Origin of the sequence: Catellatospora sp. NPDC049609 (assembly GCF_040675365.1) — a bacterium.
Classification (GTDB): domain Bacteria; phylum Actinomycetota; class Actinomycetes; order Mycobacteriales; family Micromonosporaceae; genus Catellatospora.
The window spans coordinates 1-4,293 of the sequence record NZ_JBFAOU010000332.1 but is presented as its reverse complement, the minus strand read 5'-3'; the positions used below and the strand labels follow the sequence as shown (position 1 = coordinate 4,293).

The following is a 4,293-nucleotide window of genomic DNA, read 5'->3' as shown; positions in this document are numbered from 1 at the left end:
GACACGACGAGCCCATCGACGCGGCATCCAAAAAGGATCTGCGATCGGACCAGCAACCGCCACCGTCAGCTATTGCGCACAAGATCGTAAGGACACTGGACGCGGTGCCATGGACAACGAACGTCTGAACCGACGGGCCTTCAGTTGCCAACGGCCGACGACTCACCGACTCAGTGGAGCCCGGCCGCCTTGTACGCTTCGACTATCTTTGCTGCTACCCGGCCCCGGTCGTTGACCTCTTGGCCCTGGGCCTTGGCCCATTCGCGCACTCGCTGGTTGAAGGCACGCTGCTCGGCCGCACTGAGTTCTTTAGGCTTCACGGACGAGGAAGCGCCGCGTCGGCCGTTCTCCTTGCGCGCTGCCGCTACGAACGGCGCGAGCGCCAGCGCTAGCTTGTCGTGGTTCGCGGGCCCGAGATCGATCTCGTAAGAAACGCCTTCGAAGCCAAACTTTACTGTACGAACATCGCCCTCGGAGCCGTCGAGGTCATCTTCCAGTGTCACGATCTCGCGCCTTGCCATTCGGTCATCCGTTCTAGCCGTGCCCAGATCCTTCGTCGGTCTGGGCGTCACGAGTTGCATACCGTTGATCGCCGCCAGGATAGAACACTCGTGGACAGACGCTCAATCCGCCCCACCCAATTCGGGCCACGGGCCACCACTTCACGCCGGTCTGACAATAGCTGAATACTCCTGTCAATTGATCGGGCTGCGCGCTTTGCCTCCGGCAGGCGGAGCGCGGTGGACGCTCTTGATCCGGACCACGCGTTGGTATCCGCAGGTCGACGCCAGTTGCACTGGGTCCTGCCACACGCTACCAACGGTGTTGGCCCGTGCGTGTGCAGGCGCGTCCTCAGCGCGGATTTGAGCGACCGCGTTGGCATTGTCGCCGACATGCAGTGGCACGGCGTGCGTTGGGGCGCTTCACGGGTCGCACGCGTGCTGCAAGCCAACCAGCCGGGGCAGTGCCAACCGGCCCACAATGGGCTTGCCGCGATGCAGTGATGGGGGTAGTCCTAAGTCGCCCCGGGCGAGCACTCGTCTCGCAGCGGGCCATGGCGTGGATGGCGAGGTCACGACGCCAACCGGCGGCCGGTCATCTGCGAGGACCACCGGGTCGCTGTCGAAACCGCCGCCGCCAGCCGCTAAGGCGGTGCCATGCCCGCGCATCGCCGCCGCCAGCGTCAAATGCGCGAGCGAGCTGATCTGACAGGGCAACTGCCCGCGAAGGTTCAAGAAAGGCCTGGCCACCCGGTCAGGCTGTCGCGGACCTCGTTGCGGAAGCGAAACCTGGTCCCCGACAGGGCGGGGTGATACTGCTGCTAGCGGCCATCGCGGCCTCCGAATAAGCGGGAAGAACCCTACTCGAACATCACCGCGATGGCCGCATCTGTCATTTCCACTGGGAGTGAAGAAAGCTCAGCTGCCGTCAATCAATGCGCAACGATCAGGAGTCGCGATTCAACGTTCAGAAGCTGATACTCCACGTATCCAGATACCCGAAGTTGTCCGGAAAGCGATCCTGGACGTCAAGCCTCCAGGTTCCGTTGCGGGCGGTTTCATTTACATTGACGCTTAAGGCTCCGGTGATGGCATTGGTGGAGAAATCGGGGACGGGTGCAGGCGTTCCTTCGTCGCGCAGCCTGTAGCGGGTGCCGTCGGGGGCGACCAGGTCAATACGCACATCGTCCGGCCGAGAGTGAATCACCGAGTATGTAACCCGAAGGGGCTGGACGTAGCCGACACCGCTGCACCCTGTCACGCTTACGGGTGACATAGTTCCAGATCCACCGTCTGGAATGCTGTGGTTATTGCCGTTGACTCCGGACAGAATGCACCCTGAAAGTGGCTGCGCCTGCCACGAAGCGTGAAGGAAATGTCCGGTCGTCTGAACCACGGGATCCGTACTCGTGGGAATTGGTGGCTGCGGGTCGTATGGCACGTCAGGTTCCGAGATAGCATACTTGTGCGAATTGTGTGCGAGAGCATTCACGATGGCGGCAGGAGAAGCAGTCGGATGGGTCGTTAGCAAACGAGCAACGACGCCAGTTACATGCGGTGCAGCCATCGAAGTCCCGTTTAAAGTGCGCGTGTCGGCGTTGCTTGCAATCCAGGCCGATTTCACAGCTACGCCAGGCGCATTGATATCAATAGCGGCGCCGTAGTTTGAGAATGAAGCACGATGATTATCTGCATCGCTGGCTGCGACCGTGATAGCCTCAGGCAGGCGCGCCGGTGAGAAATTGTTGGCATTTGTTCCGCTGTTTCCCGCCGCAACAACGAATGGCAGCCCTGCAGTGATTCCGCCGCGGACTGCGTCATCAAGTGCCTGATTTGCCGAACCGCCGAGACTCATGTTGACAACAGCAGGTCGAATTGCGTTTTCGGTAACCCAATCGATTCCGGCAAGCACGGTCTCGAGCGTTCCCTCGCCGGCGCAGTTCAACACGCGAACACCGACGACCGAGGCGCCCTTGGCGACTCCATACGTCGTACCGGCAATGGTTCCGGCTACATGAGTTCCGTGTCCATGGCAGTCGTTGCCGTTGAAGTCATTATCAATGAAATCCCGCGGGGCGGTAGCGCGGCCGCCGAACTCGCTATGACTGACTCGGATACCCGTGTCAATCACGTAGGCTCGAACTCCCGATCCACTGTACCCGGTGATATAGTTGTACCGGCCGTTTATGCTGGCCGTCCGTTGGTCGATGCGATCAAGGCCCCACGGTGGGTCCAGTTGAACCACATCCGTCTCCGGCTCGCCAGCGACGCTGATCCTTCTGTTTTCCTGGACGTAGGCAACTTCCGGATCAGTTGCTAGCGACTTGGCATTTCCCTCGGACAGCCTAACCGAAAATCCGCGCAACGCGTGGCTGTATGTTCGCCCAAGCTCTCCGCCATAGCGGCTCGCTAGGCTATCGACCATGGATCTGAGATCCTGGCTATCGGATGTCGGTCGTTTGAGCACCACTATATAGCTATCTTCGACAATCTCGGCGTCGTTGCGGATCTGCGCCGGCAACTCTGAACCTACGGCCAGAGTGGTACCAGGAAACAGAAATGCTCCCATCATGGGGAGAATCGCCATGACTGCGATTCTCGACGCCTGTAGCTTTTTCGTCAATTTCGCTGCCTTTCGTGCGTCCCTAAATCCAACTAGCTATACGGCAATTTCCGCGTGTCGGTTCGGAGTGTCCAACAGCTCTTCGAGCTTGGTGGCGGGCCGAGATTGACGGCAGGTCCCTGGCCGGGGGCTCAGGAGGCGCCGATGGCGTAGGCAGCCCGATCCAGGTCTGTTCGGGGCTAGGTCGTGTATCGAAGTGCGTGTAGCCATTCGTTGATCGCGGTGATGTGGATCGTGGCCAGGTAGCGGACGGCGAGCTTGTCGTACCGGGTGGCCATGGCCCGGTGGCGTTTGAGCCGGTTGATGCCGCATTCGACGGCGTGACGCTGCGGGTGGACGACCGGGTCGAACGTCGGTGGTCGGCCACCGGCCTGGCCGCGTCGACGGCGGTGCCCGGCCTGGTCGGCCGGAGTTGGGATGGTGGCTTTGATCCCGCGTCGGCGCAGCAGGTCGCGGTTGGCGCGGCTGCTGTAGGCCTTGTCGGCCAGGACCCGGTCCGGTCTCGTACGGGGCCGGCCGGGTCCCTGCCGCGGGACGCGGATGGCGGCCAGCACGGCTGCGAACTGTGGGCTGTCGCCGGCCTGTTCGGCGGTGACCAGCATCGCCAGCGGCTTCTGTGCCTGTTCGCAGGCCAGATGCAGCTTGGTGGAGTAGCCGCCACGAGAGCGGCCCAACGCGTGATCGGCCGGTTCGCCGACGGGCGGCTCGAGCTGCGCATCGCCGTCGCGTCGGGCGCCGGCGGCGTGCTGATGAGCCCGCGCGGTCGTGGAATCGACGCTGACGTCCCAGCCGATCAACCCGGCCGCATCGGCCCTGGCCTGCAACGCGGACACGATCCCGAGCCAGACTCCGGCCCGTGCCACCGCCGGAACAGCCCGTACACCGCCGGCCAGGATCCGTAGCAGTCAGGTACGTCGCGCCATGGCGCACCTACCCGTACCCGCCACCGGATGCCGTCGATGAGCTGCCGTTTCGTCCATGCCGACGGCCGACCCACCCGCACGCCTATAGGCAGTAACGGCTCCAGGACCGCCCACTGCGCGTCGGTGAGATCGTGCCGCCTCGTCACCGCTAGCCTCGGTCTTTCACGAGTAGTAGATCTTGTCGCGCATTCGGATACGTGATTACGCCTGTCGGTTCCTGCTGGTGACGGGCATGCTGCTGGCCCGG

At 62.6% G+C, this 4,293-nt stretch carries 3 protein-coding genes; all 3 read right to left on the bottom strand.

Features of this window, described 5'->3' with window-relative positions; translation table 11 throughout:
- Nucleotides 1-170: 170 nt before the first annotated feature.
- The 3 genes from AB0J67_RS39490 to AB0J67_RS39480 all read right to left on the bottom strand — a co-directional run bounded on the left by AB0J67_RS39490 (nt 171) and on the right by AB0J67_RS39480 (nt 4,192).
- Entirely contained in the window at nt 171-521 is a 351-nt protein-coding gene (locus AB0J67_RS39490) for an Lsr2 family protein (RefSeq protein ID WP_363490680.1), read from the bottom strand.
- Between the two features lie 946 nt (nt 522-1,467).
- On the bottom strand, nt 1,468-3,087 hold the full coding sequence (locus AB0J67_RS39485) for a S8 family serine peptidase (protein WP_363490678.1): 1,620 nt from the start codon (nt 3,085-3,087) through the stop codon (nt 1,468-1,470).
- A gap of 215 nt (nt 3,088-3,302) precedes the next feature.
- Nucleotides 3,303-4,192 (bottom strand): IS5 family transposase gene (locus AB0J67_RS39480; protein WP_363490676.1). Its coding sequence is split into 2 segments (ribosomal slippage): nt 3,303-3,976 and nt 3,976-4,192, totalling 891 coding nucleotides; the frame shifts between segments, so codons are not numbered across the junction.
- Nucleotides 4,193-4,293: the final 101 nt, after the last annotated feature.